General features: G+C 65.1%; 19 protein-coding genes, 1 pseudogene and 1 riboswitch. Of the genes and pseudogenes, 8 read left to right on the forward strand and 12 right to left on the reverse strand.

Features of this window, described 5'->3' with window-relative positions; all coding sequences use genetic code 11:
* Positions 1 to 6 precede the first annotated feature (6 nt).
* Positions 7 to 405, reverse strand: a complete 399-nt coding sequence (locus V6M61_RS19930) for a hypothetical protein (RefSeq protein WP_332778346.1) — start codon at positions 403 to 405, stop codon at positions 7 to 9.
* Between the two features lie 415 nt (positions 406 to 820).
* Here V6M61_RS19930 and V6M61_RS19935 point away from each other — a divergent pair, with 415 nt between their 5' ends.
* Positions 821 to 1567, forward strand: a complete 747-nt coding sequence (locus V6M61_RS19935; RefSeq protein ID WP_332778347.1) for an NAD-dependent epimerase/dehydratase family protein — start codon at positions 821 to 823, stop codon at positions 1565 to 1567.
* Here V6M61_RS19935 and V6M61_RS21095 read toward each other — a convergent pair.
* A complete protein-coding gene (locus tag V6M61_RS21095; RefSeq protein ID WP_442957823.1) occupies positions 1564 to 1770 on the reverse strand; it encodes a DUF1127 domain-containing protein in 207 nt (68 codons plus the stop codon). The genes V6M61_RS19935 and V6M61_RS21095 overlap by 4 nt on opposite strands.
* A gap of 93 nt (positions 1771 to 1863) precedes the next feature.
* Between V6M61_RS21095 and V6M61_RS19940 the strand changes: the two genes are divergently transcribed.
* From V6M61_RS19940 to V6M61_RS19950, 3 genes are all read left to right on the forward strand, one after another.
* Positions 1864 to 2754: a LysR family transcriptional regulator gene (locus tag V6M61_RS19940; protein ID WP_332778348.1), complete on the forward strand. Its 891-nt coding sequence runs from the start codon at positions 1864 to 1866 to the stop codon at positions 2752 to 2754.
* A gap of 161 nt (positions 2755 to 2915) precedes the next feature.
* The gene (locus V6M61_RS19945) at positions 2916 to 3914 is read left to right on the forward strand and encodes a Gfo/Idh/MocA family protein (protein WP_332778349.1); all 999 of its coding nucleotides are present in this window, start codon (positions 2916 to 2918) and stop codon (positions 3912 to 3914) included.
* A 68-nt stretch (positions 3915 to 3982) separates the two neighbouring features.
* Positions 3983 to 4753, forward strand: a complete 771-nt coding sequence (locus tag V6M61_RS19950) for a class II aldolase/adducin family protein (protein WP_332778350.1) — start codon at positions 3983 to 3985, stop codon at positions 4751 to 4753.
* A 93-nt stretch (positions 4754 to 4846) separates the two neighbouring features.
* Here V6M61_RS19950 and V6M61_RS19955 read toward each other — a convergent pair whose 3' ends face one another.
* From V6M61_RS19955 to V6M61_RS19965, 3 genes are all read right to left on the reverse strand, one after another.
* Positions 4847 to 5086: a hypothetical protein gene (locus V6M61_RS19955; RefSeq protein ID WP_332778351.1), complete on the reverse strand. Its 240-nt coding sequence runs from the start codon at positions 5084 to 5086 to the stop codon at positions 4847 to 4849.
* Positions 5087 to 5272: a DUF1328 domain-containing protein gene (locus tag V6M61_RS19960; protein ID WP_332778365.1), complete on the reverse strand. Its 186-nt coding sequence runs from the start codon at positions 5270 to 5272 to the stop codon at positions 5087 to 5089.
* A gap of 207 nt (positions 5273 to 5479) precedes the next feature.
* Positions 5480 to 6799 (reverse strand): hypothetical protein, encoded by a 1320-nt coding sequence (locus V6M61_RS19965; protein WP_332778352.1) that lies wholly within the window; start codon positions 6797 to 6799, stop codon positions 5480 to 5482.
* A gap of 129 nt (positions 6800 to 6928) precedes the next feature.
* On the opposite strand from V6M61_RS19965, the gene gstA reads away from it, so the two are divergent.
* Entirely contained in the window at positions 6929 to 7537 is a 609-nt protein-coding gene (gene gstA / locus V6M61_RS19970) for a glutathione transferase GstA (RefSeq protein ID WP_332778353.1), read from the forward strand.
* A gap of 62 nt (positions 7538 to 7599) precedes the next feature.
* Here gstA and V6M61_RS19975 read toward each other — a convergent pair whose 3' ends face one another.
* Positions 7600 to 8073 (reverse strand): cytochrome C, encoded by a 474-nt coding sequence (locus V6M61_RS19975; RefSeq protein WP_332778354.1) that lies wholly within the window; start codon positions 8071 to 8073, stop codon positions 7600 to 7602.
* A gap of 251 nt (positions 8074 to 8324) precedes the next feature.
* On the opposite strand from V6M61_RS19975, the pseudogene V6M61_RS19980 reads away from it, so the two are divergent.
* Positions 8325 to 8567: pseudogene (locus V6M61_RS19980) on the forward strand (alkene reductase); the annotation flags it as partial.
* Between the two features lie 24 nt (positions 8568 to 8591).
* Here V6M61_RS19980 and V6M61_RS19985 read toward each other — a convergent pair.
* Entirely contained in the window at positions 8592 to 11021 is a 2430-nt protein-coding gene (locus V6M61_RS19985; RefSeq protein ID WP_332778355.1) for a heavy metal translocating P-type ATPase, read from the reverse strand.
* 153 nt (positions 11022 to 11174) lie between these two features.
* Between V6M61_RS19985 and V6M61_RS19990 the strand changes: the two genes are divergently transcribed.
* The gene (locus V6M61_RS19990; RefSeq protein ID WP_332778356.1) at positions 11175 to 11369 is read left to right on the forward strand and encodes a heavy-metal-associated domain-containing protein; all 195 of its coding nucleotides are present in this window, start codon (positions 11175 to 11177) and stop codon (positions 11367 to 11369) included.
* A 25-nt stretch (positions 11370 to 11394) separates the two neighbouring features.
* Positions 11395 to 11808 (forward strand): Cu(I)-responsive transcriptional regulator, encoded by a 414-nt coding sequence (gene cueR / locus V6M61_RS19995; RefSeq protein ID WP_332778357.1) that lies wholly within the window; start codon positions 11395 to 11397, stop codon positions 11806 to 11808.
* A 182-nt stretch (positions 11809 to 11990) separates the two neighbouring features.
* Here cueR and thiE read toward each other — a convergent pair whose 3' ends face one another.
* The 5 genes from thiE to thiC all read right to left on the reverse strand — a co-directional run bounded on the left by thiE (position 11991) and on the right by thiC (position 17059).
* A complete protein-coding gene (gene thiE, locus V6M61_RS20000; protein WP_332778358.1) occupies positions 11991 to 12629 on the reverse strand; it encodes a thiamine phosphate synthase in 639 nt (212 codons plus the stop codon).
* A 231-nt stretch (positions 12630 to 12860) separates the two neighbouring features.
* Complete coding sequence (locus V6M61_RS20005) at positions 12861 to 13679, reverse strand: thiazole synthase (RefSeq protein ID WP_332778359.1); 819 nt, start codon at positions 13677 to 13679, stop codon at positions 12861 to 12863.
* A gap of 126 nt (positions 13680 to 13805) precedes the next feature.
* Positions 13806 to 14015, reverse strand: coding sequence for a sulfur carrier protein ThiS (gene thiS, locus V6M61_RS20010; protein ID WP_332778360.1), 210 nt, complete (start codon positions 14013 to 14015; stop codon positions 13806 to 13808).
* Positions 14016 to 14035: 20 nt separating this feature from the next.
* Complete coding sequence (gene thiO, locus V6M61_RS20015; protein WP_332778361.1) at positions 14036 to 15097, reverse strand: glycine oxidase ThiO; 1062 nt, start codon at positions 15095 to 15097, stop codon at positions 14036 to 14038.
* Between the two features lie 30 nt (positions 15098 to 15127).
* A complete protein-coding gene (gene thiC, locus V6M61_RS20020) occupies positions 15128 to 17059 on the reverse strand; it encodes a phosphomethylpyrimidine synthase ThiC (RefSeq protein ID WP_332778362.1) in 1932 nt (643 codons plus the stop codon).
* Between the two features lie 62 nt (positions 17060 to 17121).
* A riboswitch (TPP riboswitch) is annotated at positions 17122 to 17232 on the reverse strand.
* Positions 17233 to 17403 lie beyond the last annotated feature (171 nt).

Here is a 17403-nt window from a genome sequence, read left to right on the forward strand (position 1 = left end):
GAGAGGTCAAATGCGCAAGCAGCAGTTCCTGATGGCCACAGGCGGGGCTGTGGTGCGCTCCAGATGGGGCGCCTGCAGTGGCGCCCCGGAAAACACCGGGACAGTGACCGGCGATGTGAAATCGGCAGGCAGCGCACTGAAGGCCACCGGGGACGGCAACTCGTATTTGTCGGCGCTTTGCTGGCCAGTCTGGCAGTGGGCATTGCACAGGCTGGGCTGCGCGTCGTCCATGTTCAGCGACATGGATTTGACGTAGGGCACGCCGGCCTCGGCCATCGCGGCGACTTCGGCCACCTTTGACGCAGCACCCGGGCACGCGTAGCTGGCCACCGCCATCTGCATGAACAGCAGGGCGACCAGAGCGAAGAGCGCTGTGATCAGGCGGGTGCGGCGACGGGTGAGCATGATGGAACTGGGGCTATTGTAGAGTAGACGTTTTGCCGCGCATTGGGGGTGTTGTCACTGATCACTTGTCGAGCCTGAAAGTTCCGCACCCCGGACAATTATCCAGCAGTCCGTAGCGAAGGCGGTGCCGCCCATGCTGTCATTCTGAGCGCGGCGAAGAATCTTGCCAGCATACCGAGATCCTTCGCGGCGCCTGTCCTGAGCGCGGGCTAAGGGCTCAGGATGACAACGCATGTCGCACTACTTTCGGACTGCTGAATAATGCGCCATCACGAGCCGGCTGCGGTGCGATTTAGCCAGTAGCTTGGTGTAACCTCTTGTCAATCGCCAAGAATCCCGAAAACTGCGCGCAACGTCATTTGGCAGGCCGCCGGTTATTTCCGCAGTTCTGCGGGGTACATCAAAGTTAACCATCATGAGCAAACGCAAGCTACTCGTCACCGGTGCCGCTGGCCGCATTGGCACGGCGTTCATCCGTGCGCAGCGTGAAAGATTCGATCTGCGTCTTGCAGACATTGACATCTCACGCCTTTCAGACTCGACATGCGAGATCGTCAAGTTGGATGTCACCGATGCGGCCTCCTGCTTGCGTGCATGCGAGGGAGTCGACACGGTCCTGCACCTCGCGGCCGATGCCTCACCGCATGCCGACTTCACAACATCGCTCCTGCCTACCAACATAATTGGCACCTACAACCTATTCGTGGCAGCCAAGGCACAAGGTTGCCGGCGTGTTGTCTTCGCCAGCAGCGCGCAGGCTATTGAGGGCCACCCCCTTGATGTTCAGGTCCAGGAGGACATGCCCACCCGGCCCAAGAATCTCTATGGCGTCAGCAAAGCCTTTGGAGAGGCTCTCGCATTCTTCTTTGCGCATGAATCGAACCTTACCACCGTCGCGGTGCGCATCGCCAATGTTGCCGAGTTTCAAGCGGGTGAACGGCATAGCGCGCGCGACGTCGCTGCATTCATCAGCGAGCGGGATGTCGTTCACTTGCTGACAAGGTGTGTTGAGGCCGATCTGTCCGGATACAACGTTGTTCACGGCGTGTCAGACAACAGATACAAACGACTCGCCATTGATCAAACACGAAAGATTCTCGGATACGAGCCAGCCGATGACTCATTTGTCATTCTGGAAGGCAGTGTTGAGAATGCCGGCTAACCATCCCCGCAGCCCGGCCCCCGGCTCAGCAACAAATACGGTATCTCCCCGCGCCCTATCCCCAAATCATTGAGTTCCCGCGCACTCATGCCCTGCAGTTCGGCCGCTTGCCGCCGGTCATGACGGGCTACCCAGCAACGCACGCGCCGCTGCAAGCGGGTCAGCGCTTGACTCAACACAACAAAAAGCGGTCTTGGCAGCATGGCAGCAACTCCTGTGATCGAAGTGCCTTATGGTCCGCTGTATCGTGCTATTGTGGAAGTTGAATTTTCTGATGCACCTTATCAGGATTAATGATGCGTGAACTCAATCTGGACCAGCTGCGCACCCTCGTCGCCATCGCAGACCTGGGCACCTTCTCCGCCGCGGCGCGGGCGCTGCACCTGGCGCAGCCCACGGTCAGCCTGCACATCAGCGAGCTGGAAGCCCGGCTGGGCGCGCAGCTGGTGCTGCGCGGGGGCCGCAGCGTGGCGCCCACGGCGGCCGGTGCCGTGCTGGTCGAGCGGGCGCGGCGCCTGCTGCGTGATGCCGACGACGCCACCGATGCCGTCAAGCGCCATGTGGAGGGGCGGATGGGTCGCGTGCGGCTGGGCACCTCCACCGGCATCGTGGTGCATTTGCTGCCCCGGGTGCTGGAGCGCATGGCGCAGGCGCACCCCGAGATCGATGTGGAGGTCAGCATCCTCGGTTCCGGCGAAACCATGGAGCGCCTGGGCCAGGGCACGCTGGATGTCGGGCTGGTGGCCACGCCCCAGCCGGCGCGGCGCGACCTGTTAATGAGCCACTGGCGCAGCGACTCGATGATGGCCTTCCTCCCCGCCGGCTGGAAAGCGCCCAAGCGCATCACGCCACCCTGGCTGATGGAAAAACCGCTGATCTTCAACGACTCGACCACCCATATGTACCGCCTGACCATGGAGTGGTTTGCCGCGGCCGGCCATACGCCCCGGGCCCGCATTGAGATCAATTTCACCGAAGCCATGAAAAGCCTGGTGGTCGCGGGATATGGCGCGGCCCTGCTGCCGCTGGAGCAAGCTGGCACGGCCGGCATTCCCCCCGGCGTGCAGGTGCTGCCGCTCAAGCCCGCATTGACCCGCCATACCGCCGTGGTGCACAGGCCGCTGGCAGCCCTCGACGGAGCCACGCGCAACCTGCTGCAGACGCTGACGCAGTTCCGGCAGGCCTGAGCCAGATCAGAAGGCGGTTCGAAAACTTGCGGCAATCGTGCAAAAATCTGCACATTCCCTTGTCGGGCGGCCGGATCACGCGTCACGATCATCGCGTCACTGCAAAATGAGCCGGCTGACCGACAGACCAACAGGCCTGTAATGGCCGAAGGAGAGCGCCGATGACACACAAACTGGGTTGGGGGCTGGTGGGCGCGAGCACGATCGCGCGTGAATGGATGATCGGGGCCATGCGCGCTCAACCGGGCAACGAGGTCGTCGCGGTGTTGAGCAGCGACGCGCAGCGTGGTGCGGCCTACGCGGCCGAACATGGCATCGCAAAGTCCTGCACCTCGATTGCCGGTCTGCTCGCCGACCCCGCCGTCGATGCCGTCTACATCAGCACCACCAACGAGTTGCACGCAGCGCAGGCCATCGCCGCCGCCGCGGCGGGCAAGCATGTGCTGTGCGAAAAACCGCTGGCAATGAATCTGGCCGATGCGCACGCCATCGTCGAGGCGTGCAATCGGGCCGGCGTTGTGCTCGCCACCAACCACCACCTGCGCAGTGCCGCGTCGCACCAGGCGATCCGCCAGCTGGTGCAGGGCGGGGCGATCGGCAGGCCACTGTTCGCACGCGTCTTCCACGCCGTGCGCCTGCCAGCGCACCTTCAGGGCTGGCGCGTCCACAAGCCCGAGGCCGGCGGCGGCGTCGTGCTCGACATCACCGTGCACGATGCCGACACGCTACGCTTCATACTCGATGCCGAACCCGTCGAGGCAGTGGCCATGACGCAAGCCGATGGTCCGGTGGAAGATGGCGTGATGGCAGTGCTGCGCTTCGACAACGGCGTGCTCGCACAACTGCACGACGCCTTCAACGTCGCGCATGCAGGCACCGGTATCGAGATCCACGGCAGCGCCGGCTCCATCATCGGCCGCGACGTGATGACGCAGCATCCCGTCGGCGAAGTGCGACTGCGCAATGCCGACGGCGAGCGCGTGATCCCGCTGCAGCCTCACAACCTGTACGCCCACTCGCTGGCGGCGTTCAATCGCGCGGTGCAAGGGCTCGGTGCGCCATCTGCCAGCGGTAAAGACGGTGTGCGGTCACTGGCGGCCGCGCTGGCGGTGCTCGAAGCCGCGCGCACCGGACAGCGCACGCCGGTGCGAGCCGACTGAAGCCGTGGCCATCGCCATCATCGACTCGGGCATCGGTGCAGGTATTCATTCATAAAACGGAGACAAACATGAACATCCCATCCCTGAAAGACGTCGTCAGTGCCGAGGAATGGCAGCTGCGCTGCGACCTCGCCGCCTGCTACCGGCTGGTGGCCCTGTACGGCTGGAGCGATCTGGTGTTCACCCACATCAGTGCCAAGCTGCCCGAGGAGGTATCAGGCCCCGGCGCGCACCACTTCCTGATCAACCCCTACGGCCTGATGTTTGACGAAATCACCGCGTCCAGCCTGGTCAAGATCGACGGGCAGTGCAACAAGGTGATCGAGTCGCCGTTTCCGGTCAACCCCGCCGGCTTTGTGATTCACAGCGCCGTGCACGAGGCGCGTCCCGACGCCGGCTGCGTGCTGCACACGCACACGCGCGCGGGGGTGGCCGTCAGCGCGCAAAAGTGCGGCGTGCTGCCGATCAGCCAGCAGTCCACCTTTGTGCTGGCCTCGCTGGCCTACCACGCCTACGAAGGCGTGGCCTTCCGCGACGACGAGAAGCCGCGCCTGCAGGCCGACCTGGGATCGGCCAACTTTTTAATGCTGCGCAACCACGGCCTGCTGACCGTGGGCAAGACCATTGCCGATGCGTTTTTAAGCATGTACACCTTTGAGAACACCTGCCGCATCCAGCTGGATGCCCAGGCGGGCGGCGAGCTCACGCAGGTCAACCCGCTGATCGTCAAGGGCGTGGCTGAGGCCATGCGCGTGCAGACCGGCGGCCTGGGCGGCGCCTTTGTCTGGCCTTCGCTGATCCGCAAGCTGGACCGGCTTGATGAAGGCTATAAGTCATGACAGCTTAATTGTGCCCCCACGCTTTTCACTTTGTGTAATGCGCTGCCCCCCAAGGGGGTTGTGCTTGCTCGGGGCGGCCCTTCGCGGCGCACCTTAATCTGCTCCCGTTCGCTGCTTGTCCACACCTTCGTGCGCAAACCAGTGCTTGCAGGTCACATCGATCACCTGGGCGGCGTGCTCCAGCGTGTCAACGGCCAGGTCGCGGCGCGTGCGGGCCCGCAAACGGTTGAGCAGCATCAGCTCGGCAATCTTGGCGGGCAGGCGCGGCGCCAGCAACCGCTGCCTGAGCCGCGACATCAGGGGCAGGCCTGCGGCAGGTTGGGGCTCTGACATTTATTCGGGCTCCTTTTTGGTCGCGCCGACGCCGAGTGCCGCCAGCACCATGAACACGACCACCAGAATCAGGAACAGGCCGCAAAAGATCTTGGCAAGGGCCGCAGCACCAGCGGCCAGCACCCCGAAACCCAGGGCACCGGTGATCAGGGAGAGCACCGCAAAAATAATCGCGTACTTCAGCATCACACGCTCCTGAAGGCGGCAGCCTTGCCACCACACTTTGAGGTGTTCCATGTTAGGCGCCAGGCCGCCACCGGTTCATCAGCAGCGCCCGCACATGGCTGTAGGACAAGGCCGACAGCCCATCATTTGCTCTGTTTTTGATAGCTGTTAACGCATATTACATGCGGGCCAGCAGATAAAAAGGCTAAGTATTCGGGCTTGCAGGCACTACTTGCCAAACAGCTTGCCCAAGCCCTCGCCCATCCGGTCACCGAGCTTGGCGCCTGCGCCCGTGCCCACGCCGGGCATGATCGCCGTGCCGATGGCCGCGCCCAGCAGTGCGCCGCGTGTCAGCGTGACCTCGGGCGCATCGAGCGTGCCGCCCACCAGCAGGGGCACCCCCACCGCACCGCCGGCCAGGTCCACCGTGACGCGCCCACTCAGGGCTTTGGCCGGCGACACCGCCACGTTGCCGTTGGCACTCAGCGCGCCGGAGCTGGCCACCAGGTTGTTGAGCTGCACCGCGCGCCCCTGCGAATGCACCTGCCCGGCCAGCGTGTCCAACCCTGTCTGGCCGCCGCGATTCAGGCCAATGGTCTGCACGGCCTTGACCAGATCAAGGCCATGGAGCGTGGCATTGCGCACGGTGAAGGTGGTGTGGGTCTGCAAAACATCGGCCAGCGCGCTGAGGGTGGCGGCACGCCCGCTCAGGGTGGTCGAGGCTTCGAGCAAACCGCTCAGCGGCTTGTTGGGAGCGGTCAGGGCGGCCACCTCCACACCCTTGGTTTGCAACTGGCCCTGCAGCACCACGTCATGCCCGCCCTGCCCCGCCCGCGCCGGGGCCACCCGCCGGGTGCCGAGCTGGCCCTGTACCGTGCCGCCGCCCACGTCGATGCGCAGGCGCCACTGGTTGCCCTTCTCGATGCCCTTATCGCTTCCGGTGCTGCTGCCGTCGTCCTGGCTCTCGCGCTTGAGTTGGCCCTGCATGCCCTGCAAGGCGCCCTTGCGCAGCGTGATGGTGGCCGTGTCGGGCAGACCATCGTCACCCAGCTGGGCCTGCGCATCAAAGGTGGTGCGCGTTCCCGCCCCGCTGACCCAGGTCACGTCGTCGAGCACGGTGCGGCGCGGCAGCCAGTTCAGGCTAGCCTCTTTCCCGGTGGGCGCAGGCTGCTTCTTTTTTTGCAGCGACAGCATCAGCGCATCCACCCCTTGCTGCGGCACCACGGCCTGGTGCACCAGCAGCGTGGCCACGGCCAGCCGCCCCAGCAACAGGGCGTGCCACTCGGGGCGCACCTCAAGGCGCTCCAGCGTGAACGCCGGCCGGGTCTGGACCGTCAGCCCGCCCAGCGCCACCGCGGGCAGCGGCCACACATCCACCGCGATGCTGCCCAGCTTGACCGGCACGCCCAGTGCCGCCGTCGCCTCGTGCTCCATGCGCGCGCGAAAATCATCGGTACTGACCCAGCGGTGCAGCGCAAACGCCACCAGCCCCAATAGCAACAGCAGGGCCAACGCCAGCAACGCCACGACTTTGAAAATTCTTGTCATACCCCTATTGTGGCAACTTCACAATCTGCCGGCGCTGCAGAAAAAGCGCCATCCGGCTAGCATGGCGGATCGCAGCCAGGCGCCTTGCCCTGTCTTGTCCTGATTTCAACCACTCCCCAAAGGAAAACCATGAAGCTTTATTACTCCCCCGGCGCCTGCTCGCTGTCTCCCCACATCGCCCTGAACGAGTCGGGCCTGCAGTTTGAGCGCGTGCTGGCCAGCACCAAAACCCACCAGCTGGAGGACGGCACCGACTACTACGGCATCAATCCGCTGGGCTATGTGCCGCTGCTCGAACTCGACGACGGCACGCGCCTGACCGAAGGCCCGGCCATCGTGCAGTACATCGCCGACCAGGTGCCCGCCAAAAACCTGGCCCCCGCCAACGGCACCCTGGCACGCTACCAGCTGCAATCCTGGCTCACGCTGATAGGCACCGAGCTGCACAAGGGCTTCAGCCCGCTGTTCAACCCGGCCACGCCGGAGGCGTACAAGACCATTGCCAGGGAAAAAGTGCTGTCACGCCTGCAGTGGGTGGACGGCCAGCTGGCCGGCAAGCAGTACCTGATGGGCGACGCCTTCAGCGTGGCCGACCCCTATCTGTTTACCGTCACCAACTGGGCCCCGCGTGTCGGCGTCGACATTGCGCACCTGGCCAACCTCGCCGCTTTCCGCCAGCGCATGGCCGCCCGTCCGGCGGTGCAGGCCGCCATGAAGCACGAAGGCCTGCTCAAGTAAGTCGAGATCGGCAAGCGGGTTGCAAGGCCAAGCTGGGCTTGGCCTTGCCGCGACGGGCTGGCTCAATACTTCAACTTGATCTTGTCGAGTTGCTCTTTGCTGACCATAGGCACGTCTCCCCGCTTGTTCCAGCGATTGAGATTCCATGCACCGTCGCCAACCCACGCCTTGAGCAGTTTAAGATTCGCAGCCCGCTCTTCATCCGTCGACCCGAGATACTGATACATGTTGCCGGGTTTGCCTCCGGCATATTGGCTGCTTCCATCGTCCAGCCTGCGCATGAATGCACCGGTGTCGGGCCAGGCGATAAACGCAATCAGTCGCTCGTACGAATCCATGCGCGGCCCTTGTGATTTTTCCGCGTACCCCTTCTCGTCCAGCAGAAAATCAGCCCGCTCAGGCGATTGCGCTCCGTGGCAGGCAGCACATCTGGATTTCCAGAGTGGAGCGATGTGAGTGCGGTAGGTAACTTCTTGTGCCATGACAGCACCGGCGCCCAGAAGAAAAATCAGGGTCGCCGCCAATTTCTTCAACATAAAGACCTCCTGCTTGGAGTTTGTCGAAATTACCGTCCTATCGGCCAGTTTCCGAAATATAGCCTGTAAATCACGGATTGGGTTGATTTAAGCCAATCAATCACCAATCACAGCCCTTGCGAACAATGTTGGCATTAGCACGAATCCAGCAGCCTGTGTTGCACAAGCCAATTCACATCGGCCGACACTGGACAACTGTTTCAATTGATCCGCCGGAAAGAACCATGCCCTCTTTATTCGAACCCACCCAGGCCGTACACCAGGCCGGCGGCAAGGGCGCCTGGATGGTCAACAACGGTTACGACAAATCGCTGGCCGAACAGGCCGTGGCCGCAGGCGCCGACCTCGTGGCCTTTGGCACGCCCTACATCGCCAATCCGGATCTGGTCTACCGCCTGCGCCAGGATGCGCCGCTGAACCAGCCGGACAAGACGACCTTTTATGGCGGCGGCGCCAAAGGCTACACCGACCACCATTCGCTATCAAAACAATAGCTATCTACGCACATTTTGCAAGGGCTAGTGCCGGATTTCATCCGATACCCGGGATGAAGCCGGCATGGACCGCCAGCGCTTGAGCAGCAGCGCATTGCCCATCACGCTGACCGAGCTCAGCGCCATGGCCGCGCCGGCCAGCACCGGGTTCAGGTAGCCCAGCGCGGCCAGCGGGATGCCGGCCACGTTGTAGGCAAAGGCCCAGAACAGGTTTTGCCGGATCTTGAGCACGGTGCGGTGCGAAATATCCAGCGCCGCCGCCACCAGGGCCACGTCACCGCGCATCAGCGTGATGCCCGCCGCATGCATGGCGACATCGGTGCCGCTGCCCATGGCCAGGCCCACATCGGCCGCAGCCAGCGCCGGTGCGTCGTTCACGCCATCGCCCACCATGGCCACCACGATAGGACCCCCACGCTTGTCGCTTCGCGTACTGCGCTGCCCCCCGAGGGGGCTATTTTCCCTAGGGGCGGCCCGTCGGGAAAATGCTTGACCCCCACGCTGGCCATATTCCGATGGCCCTGAGCCTGTCAAAGGGTCGTCCTGAGGTATCGAAGGATGCCGCCCCGCCTTGAGGGCGCTCACCGCCGCCGCCTTGTCGCCCGGCAGCACCTCGGCCATGACATCGCCGGGCTCCAGACCCAGGCGGCGCGCCATGGCCTCGGCGGCGCCCCGGTTGTCGCCGGAAATCATCACGGTCTGGATGCCCCGTGCCCGCAGCGCCGCCAGCGCCTCTTTGGCGCCGGCCTTCGGTTCATCGGCAAACGCCATCAGCGCCCGCAGCACCAGGCCGTCGGCCGTGCGCTCGGCCATCGCAGACACCGTGGCGCCCTGCTGCTGCAGCGCCGCCGCACGAGGCGCCAGCGCCCCCAGCCCCAGCTGCAGCTCGTCCATCCAGCGCAGGCTGCCGATCAAATAACGCCTCGGCCCTACGTCGCCTTCACTGCCGCGTCCGGGCACGGCGCGCACCTCGGCAGGCGGCGCGATCACCAGGCCGCGTTCCTGCGCGGCGGCCACCACCGCACGCGCCAGCGGGTGCTCGCTGCCGCTTTGCAGGCTGGCCGCGGCGCTCAGGAGTTCGGTGTCGCCACTCCCGTCGGCCGTTACAAAGGCGGTTAACCGAGGCCGCCCCACCGTCAACGTGCCGGTCTTGTCAAACGCCACCACCCTCACCCGGTGCGCCAGTTCCAGCGCCTGCGCGTCCTTGATCAGAATGCCGCTCTTCGCCGCCTCGCCGGTCCCCGCCATGATGGCCACCGGCGTGGCCAGCCCCAGCGCACAGGGGCAGGCAATCACCAGCACCGTCACCGCATAAATCATGGACAGCTCCAGGCCCTGGCCGGCCCACAGCCAGCCCAGCAGCGTGGCCAGCGCGATCAGCAGGACCACCGGCACAAAGACGGCCGACACCTGGTCGACCAGGCGCTGGATCGGCGCCTTGGCGGCCTGCGCGTCTTCCACCAGCCGGATGATGCGGGACAGCACGGTCTCACTGCCCACGGCACTGACCTGCATCACGATGCGGCCATCGCCATTGATGCTGCCGCCCGTGACGCGGGCGCCGGCCTCCTTGACCACCGGCAAGGGCTCGCCGGTCAGCATGGACTCATCGACCTGCGTCTGCCCCTCCAGCACCACCCCGTCAACCGGAATGCGTTCGCCCGGGCGCACCGCCAGGCGGTCGCTCACCAGCACTTCGGCCACCGGTACATCGGATTCGGCGGACTCTGCGCCGGCACGCAAAATCACATGCGCCAGCTCGGGCTGCAGCGCGTGCAGCGCGCGAATCGCGGCGGTGGTCTGGTGTTTGGCGCGCGCTTCCAGCCACTTGCCCAGCAGCACCAGCGACACCACCACGGCCGAGGCTTCAAAGTACAGATGCGCCATGGCGCCGGGCTCCGCCGTCAGCCACAGCCACACCGACAGGCCCCAGCCGGCCGAGGTGCCGATCGCGACCAGCAGGTCCATGTTGCCGGTGAACACCTTCAGGGCATGCCAGCCCGCCTTGTAAAAGCGCGCCCCCAGAATGAACTGCACCGGCGTGGCCAGCATGAACTGAAGCCATGGCGCCAGCATCCAGTGCTTGTCCAGCAGATCACCCACCATGGGCGCCATCAGCGGCATCGACAGCAGCAGGCCCACGGCAACCGGCAGGGCACCGGCCCAGGGCGAGGCCTGATCAGGCGCCTCCCCCGCATCCTGGGCGCGCGGCTCATAACCGGCATCGCGCACGGCACGCCGAAGCCGCGCCTCCATCTGGTCGGACGGCACATACACAATGCGCGCCGATTCCGTAGCCAGGTTGACGGTGGCGTCCTGCACGCCGGGCACTTTTTTCAGCGCCCGCTCAACGCGCGACACACACGAGGCGCAGGTCATACCGCCAACACCGAGGTCCAGCGGCAAGACCGGCGGGAGGGCGGAAGGGAGTGAGTCAAGTAAATTGGTAGTCATGGTCCAAGCGTAATCCTTCCCATGATGGCAAGGTCAAGCCATCCAGCCGATCAACCTTGCTGCCAAAAGGGTTTGTTTAGCGCCTCTTGACCTTGCCACGATAGCAAGGTTCAGGATATCCTCTTCTCAATCATCTTTAACAGGACTCACACCATGAACCAGAGTTTGAATGTACAAGGCATGACCTGCGGCCACTGCGAGCGCACGGTGATCAACGCGGTCAAGCAGGTTGACGCGAATGCCGAAGTCCGGGTCGACCTGTCAACCGGCAAGGTCGAAGTGCAGTCCGACGAGCCGCGCGAGGCCCTGATCAAAGCCATTGTGGACGAAGGCTATGCTGCGAGCTGAAGGGCCCGTCGGGCAGGCACTGCACGTGAAAACCCGCTCCGGCCTGCCGGTGAATATCGGCACCGCTGCTGAGCGCTCGGGCGTCTCGGCCAAAATGGTGCGGCATTACGAATCACTGGGCCTGCTGCCCGCGGTGGGTCGCACCGACAGCGGCTACCGGCAGTACACCGACGCCGACGTGCACAACCTGCGCTTCATCAAGCGCTCGCGCGATCTGGGCTTTTCAATGGCAGAAATCGCCGAGCTGCTCAGCCTGTGGAACAACCGCCGGCGAGCCAGCGCCAGCGTCAAACGCATTGCGCAAAAACACGCGGATGAACTGGCCCAGCGCATTGAAGCCATGCAGGCGATGCAGCGCACGCTGGCGCACCTGATCCACTGCTGCCAGGGCAATGACCGGCCCGACTGCCCTATCCTGGACGACCTGGCCGGGTATTAACTCGCCGCCACGCTTGTCGCTTCGCGTACTGCGCTGAACGAGCCTCTGCGAGACGCAGCGGCCCTTCCGCCCGTCCAAGCCTGCGCAGGCAGGCTTGGAGCCGCGGGCGTCAGCCCCTCGGGGGCTATTTTCCTGGGGGCGGCCCGTCGGAAAATTGCCCTTCTTCGCTTACATCCCCCCACTTACCCCGCCAGCGCCAGCCCCTGCCGGGCCGCCTGCTCCGGATCGTTGGCTTGGGTCACGGCGCTGACCACGGCCACGCCGTCCACCCCGCAGGCCATCACGCCGGGAATGCGCTCCAGCGAGATGCCGCCAATCGCCACCACCGGGTAAGGCGCCGCCTGCGCAGCCCAGGCCTTCAGGCGCTCCAGCCCCACCGGCTCATAGGACATGACCTTGAGCGTGGTCGGGTAGATCGGACCAATGGCCAGGTAAGACGGCTGCACCGCATGGGCGCGCGCCAGCTCGGCCGGGGTGTGGGTGCTCAACCCCAACCGCACATCTGCAGCGCGCAGCGCGTTGAGGTCGGCCTCGGCCATGCTCAGATCTTCCTGGCCCAGGTGCACGCCGTAGGCACCGGCGGCCAGGGCCAGTTGCCAGTGGTCGTTGATGAAGACCTGCGCGCCCGGCACGGCGCGGCCCGCCTCGACGGCGGCTCGCACCTCGCGTTCGATCTCCGCAGACGTGTGGTCCGCGGCCTTGATGCGCAGCTGGATGGTACGCACACCCCAGCCCAGCAGGCGCTGCACCCACGCGGCGTCGGGTACCACCGGGTAAAAACCAATCGGGCCGGTTAATGGGGCGAAAGCATTTGTATTCATGGTGATCTCAAGGGGCGGTCAGAAATTCGATTATCGGAGTGCAGTGCAAGGCGCACGGAGCGCAGGAGGGTTTTTGGGGTCAGAGCCCAAATTCGCCGAGCCTTCGGCTCGCCCGGAGGGTGCGGTGCGACGCACCGCAGCGAAATTGGTGTCTGACCCCAATAACCCATGAGGATTCCGAGCACCGCGCAACGCCGCAATGCGCCCGAGAATCGGATTTATGGCTGCCCCTTAGGACGCATGCCAAAAGGGCACGCCCACGGTCGAGGTGGAGGCCTGCGCCGCGGCGCGCTCGGGCATGGGCGTCGACTCATACGCGGCCCGGCCGGCGGCCACGCCATCGGCAAAGGCGCGCGCCATGCGCACCGGGTCGCCGGCCTGTGCCACCGCAGTGTTGAGCAGCACGGCATCAAAGCCCAGCTCCATCACCTGCGCCGCGTGCGAGGGGCGGCCCAATCCGGCATCGACCACCAGCACGGCGTCGGGCAGACGCCGGCGCATTGTTTCCAGCGCAAACGGATTGAGCGGCCCACGCCCGGTGCCGATAGGCGCGGCCCAGGGCATCACGGCCGCGCAACCCGCATCGCGCAGGCGCTGGGCCACCACCAGGTCGTCGGTGGTATAGGCAAACACGGCAAAGCCCTCGCGCGCCAGCACGTCCGCCGCCTGCAGCGTCGCCTGGGTATCGGGCTGCAGCGTGTAATCGTCGCCGATCACCTCCAGCTTGATCCAGCCCGTGCCAAAAATCTCGCGCGCCATCTGCGCCAGCGTGATCGCCTCTTCGGCGCTGTGGCAGCCCGCCGTGTTGGGCAGGATGTGACAGCCCAGCGCCTGGATGCGCTGCCAGAAACTGTTGCCGCCGCCGCTTTCGGGCTGCAGACGGCGCAAGCCCACGGTCAGCACCTCGGTGCCGCTGGCACGCACCGCGTCACTCAGGGTCTGCGGTGAGGGATAGTGCGAGGTGCCGAGGAAAAACCGGCTGGAGAGCGTAGCGCCGGCAACGGTCCAGGGCTGGCCGTGCGCGATAGAAGGTATTGAAGGTATTGTCATGTCAAGCTTTCAACGGAGCATTGCAAGCAGGCGCCGCGGAACTGGCTCCGCCAGGCCGCAGGCGTCGCCCCCTGCAAGGGGGGTAGGGTGCTACACGCAGTGAGCACACGGCGGGGGTGTTCCATCCTAGCCTCCGGCAATCGGGGTGATCACATCAATGCGGTCGCCGTTTTGCAAAGCCCGCTCGGGCCAGGCCGTGCGCGGCACAAAGGCGCGGTTGATGGCGCAGGCAAAAGCGCCCTGCAGGTTGTAGCCACGCGCCAGCAGCAGGGTCTGCAGCGTGGCGACGGGCGTTTCAACGCGCTCGCCATTGAGGGAAATTTCCAGGGTGTTCATGTCGGTCGTGCTTGCAATGGCTAGGTAGCTGTACCCAGCAGTTGATGGGCCAGCCCGTCCACCAGCGCCGGCGTGCACAGGTAGCCATGCCGGTACAAACCATTGATGTGCCACACCCCGTCGCGCAAGGCCACGGCCGGGCGGTGGTCGTCCAGCGCCGGCCGCAGGGCCGCCGCCAGCCGCAGCACACGCGCCTCGCCAAAGGCCGGGTGCAGGCTGTGCAGGGCGCTGCCCAGCTCCAGCGTGGAGCGCAGGGTCACGGGGCCGGTGTCTTCGGACTCCAGCTCGGTGGCGCCCACCACAAACTGGTGACCAGGACGCGGCGCCACATAGAGCTGGTAGCGCGGGTGCATCAGGCGCACCGGGCGCTGCAAGCTAACGCCGGGGCATTCCACCGTCAGCACCTCGCCGCGCACGCCGCGCAATTGCGGCCACGCGGGCCGGCTGCCCACGCCGCGGGCATCCACCGCCACATCGACCGCATACTCGGCGCCGACGCAATGAATCAGGTGGGCCGACAGGCTTTCAACCCGCTGCCATTCATGCCAGTGCCCCCCGAGCTGGTCAATCTGGTTGGCCAGTGCCACCATCAGCTGGTCGTTGGCCAGCTGGCCCTCGCCGTCCAGCATCAGGCCTCTGTGGAAACGCCCGGCCAGTGCCGGCTCCAGTTGCGCCAGGCCAGGCCCGTCCAGTACATGGACCTGGCTGCGGTGCGCAGGCGGCAGCTTGTGCTGCAGCAGGCGGCTGAAATGCTCCAGCGAGGCGCGGTCGGCCGCGTGCGCCACCACCAGCGTGCCCTGCTGGCGAAAGTACACCGGCGGCGCGCCGGCGGCGGCCAGCTCGTCCATCCAGCGCGGCCACAGCTGCATGGAGCGCTGGGCCAGCGCGAACACCGCCTCGTCAGACACCGCCAGCTCCGCCAGCGGCGAGAGCATGGCGGCGGCCGTCATCGAGGCCGTCGTCAGGTCCGTGCGCTGGCGCTCGTCAAACAGGCTGACGCGGCAGCCGGCGCGCAGCAGCCGCCAGGCCAGCGTGCGCCCGGCCAGACCGGCGCCGGCGATACCGACATGCAGTGTGCTCATGGTTGTCGTTGACCGTTCAGGATGAAAGCTTCAAGAATAAATCTCGTTGCCGCCTTTACGAAACTCTAGCGCTTTCTCTTCCAGCCCGCTGTTGATCTGCAGGATGGGAATCACGCCCGCAGCAGCCGTGGTGGCCGGAATCAAGGTGGTCGTCGCGGGATTGAGGCGTGCAAACTCGCGCACCTCCTGCGAGATTTTCATCGAGCAGAACTTGGGACCGCACATCGAGCAGAAATGCGCCACCTTGGCATTTTCCTTGGGCAGGGTTTCGTCGTGGTAGGCCATGGCCGTGTCCGGGTCAATCGCCAGGCGGAACTGGTCTTCCCAGCGAAATTCAAAGCGGGCCTTGGACACCGCGTTGTCCCACATCTGCGCGCCGGGGTAGCCCTTGGCCAGGTCGCCGGCGTGCGCGGCAATTTTGTAGGCAATCAGGCCCTGCTTCACGTCGTCGCGGTTGGGCAGGCCCAGGTGCTCCTTCGGCGTCACGTAGCACAGCATGGCCGTGCCATACCAGCCGATGTTGGCCGCGCCCATCGCGGAAGAGATGTGGTCGTAGCCGGGCGAGATGTCGGTGATCAGCGGGCCCAGCGTGTAGAACGGCGCCTCAAAGCAGGCCTCGAGCTGCTTGTCGACGTTTTCCTTGACCAGCTGCAGCGGCACGTGGCCAGGGCCTTCAATCATCACCTGCACGTCGTGCTTCCAGGCAATCTGCGTGAGCTCGCCCAGCGTGTGCAGCTCGGCAAACTGCGCTTCGTCGTTGGCGTCGGCAATCGAGCCCGGCCGCAAGCCGTCGCCGAGCGAGAAGCACACATCGTAGGCTTTCATGATCTCGCAGATCTCTTCGAAGTGCTCGTACAAAAAGCTTTCGCGGTGGTGCGACAGACACCACTTGGCCATGATGGAGCCGCCGCGCGAAACAATGCCGGTCAGGCGATTCGCCGTCAGCGGCACATAGGCCAGGCGCACGCCGGCGTGGATGGTGAAGTAGTCCACGCCCTGCTCGGCCTGCTCGATCAGCGTGTCGCGGAACAGCTCCCAGGTCAGGTCTTCGGCCTTGCCGTTGACCTTCTCCAGCGCCTGGTAAATCGGCACCGTGCCAATCGGCACCGGCGAGTTGCGCAAAATCCATTCGCGCGTTTCATGGATGTTCTCGCCGGTCGACAAATCCATCACCGTGTCGGCGCCCCAGCGGATGGCCCAGGCCAGCTTGTCGACCTCTTCCTCGATGGAAGACGTGACGGCCGAGTTGCCGATGTTGGCGTTGACCTTGACCAGGAAGTTGCGGCCAATGATCATCGGCTCGCTCTCGGGGTGGTTGATGTTGTTCGGGATCACGGCACGGCCGCGCGCCACTTCGTCGCGCACGAACTCGGGCGTGATCTCTTTCGGGATCGATGCGTTGAAAGAATGGCCGGCCTTGGGCAGGCGCTCGGTGGCCAGGCGTTCGGCCAGCTGGGCGCGCACCAGGTTTTCGCGGATGGCGATGTACTCCATCTCGGGCGTGATGATGCCTTGGCGCGCATAGTGCATCTGTGACACATTGGCACCCGCCTTGGCCCGGCGCGGCACCGGGGCATGCTGCATGCGCAGCGCGGCCAACGCCGGGTCGCCCAGGCGCTCGCGGCCATAGGCACTGCTGATGCCCGGCAGCGCTTCGGTATCGCCGCGTTCGTTGATCCAGGCCCCACGCAGCGGGGACAGGCCGCGGGTAATGTCAATCGCCGCGGCCGGATCGGTGTACACACCCGAGGCGTCGTACAGGCGCAGCGGTGGGTTGGCTTCGCGGCGCGGCTCGCCCGCACCCTCATGCACCAGCGTATCGGTCAGGGTGACCTCGCGGAACGGCACCCGGATGTCCGGGCGGGAACCATTCAGGTAAATCTTGTGGGAGCCAGCAAACGGGGTGCGCGTGATGCGGCGCGTGAGGTCGTCGGTATCGACGGTTAGACGGGTCTTGGCCATGGTTTCTCCAGGAGGGTGGGGTGCCTGCCTGGGACGCCGGGATGCCCATATGAGGGGGCGCCGGGGCCAAGTGCCTTGTTTCCTACGCGGGGATAATCCCAATCAGGTTCAGCGGGTCTCGCATCTGCAATCTCAGCCTCAGATAAACATCCTTGGCACCCCGACAAGCTGCGGCCATTGTAAGCACAGATGCCCTGGCCTGCAAGCCGTAGCCGTGCGCAGCGCAGGGCCGCCCCAAGCAAGCACAGCCCCCTCGGGGCTGAGGCCCGCGGCTCCAAGCCCGCCTGCGCGGGCTTGGACGGGCTGAAGAGCCGTCGCCTCTGGCGGCGACTCGTCCAGCGCAG

It is taken from the genome of Polaromonas sp., from assembly GCF_036676035.1.
Classification (GTDB): Bacteria; Pseudomonadota; Gammaproteobacteria; order Burkholderiales; family Burkholderiaceae_C; genus Polaromonas.